General features: G+C 61.8%; 2 protein-coding genes. Both read left to right on the top strand.

The window, feature by feature from the left end; translation table 11 throughout:
• The coding region (locus HX846_RS22975; RefSeq protein WP_178966144.1) for an anti-sigma factor domain-containing protein at window positions 1-315 on the top strand (315 nt) is incomplete at its 5' end.
• Between the two features lie 114 nt (window positions 316-429).
• A partial coding sequence (locus HX846_RS22970; protein WP_372242011.1) for a chloride channel protein occupies window positions 430-824 on the top strand: 395 nt, incomplete at its 3' end.

Raw genomic sequence — 824 nt, 5'->3', positions numbered from 1 at the left:
GCCCCGCAAAACCAGGCCCCGGGCTGGGTAATCCAGGCGAGCAATACCCAGGAAATCCAGCTGATTCCCCTGGGCATCATGGAAGTACCGGCAGACAAGACGCTGCAGTTCTGGACCAAGGGCGAAGACTGGCAAGGCCCGGTGTCGCTGGGCTTGGTCAAGCCTGGGCAGACCTTGTCTGTGCCCCTGGACAAACTCCCGCCACTGGCGCCGAACCAGCTGTTTGAACTGACCCTGGAAAATCCCGGCGGGTCGAAAACCGGCAAGCCGACAGGTCCGATTCAGGCAATTGGCCGGGCCGTTAAAGTAATCTGAACGTAATGCAATGTTGTGGAAGGCCAGTTCGCGCATGTGCATTACATCTCGGGGCTATGGCGTCACCATTGCGCTATAGAATCGGGCTCGAAAACCCGGCTCCCTGGACCCTTCATGCCCTCAAAAACCCGTTCGCTGCTGATTCTCGCACTTGTCGTCATCTTCACCGGCATCGGCGCCGGCCTGGGCGGCATGCTCCTCGCCTTGCTGCTGCACGGCATCCAGCATCTGGCCTACGGCTACAGCCTCGACAGCCTGATCAGCCATGAAACCTTTTTGCTCGGCGTCACCGCCGCCGCGCCCGAACGCCGGGTGCTGGTGCTGATCACCTGTGGCCTGGTGGCCGGTGTGGGTTGGTGGTTGATCTACCGCTATGGCCGCCCGTTGGTGAGCATCAAGCAAGCGGTCTCCGCCCAGGCACCGATCATGCCGCCCAAGACCACCCTCGCCCACGCCGTGCTGCAAATCATCACTGTGGCCCTCGGCTCGCCATTGGGCCGTGAAGTGGC

Origin of the sequence: Pseudomonas sp. K5002 (assembly GCF_013386655.1) — a bacterium.
GTDB lineage: Bacteria > Pseudomonadota > Gammaproteobacteria > Pseudomonadales > Pseudomonadaceae > Aquipseudomonas.
Note: the sequence above shows the minus strand (reverse complement) of the source record. Positions and strands in the feature narration are given on the sequence as shown.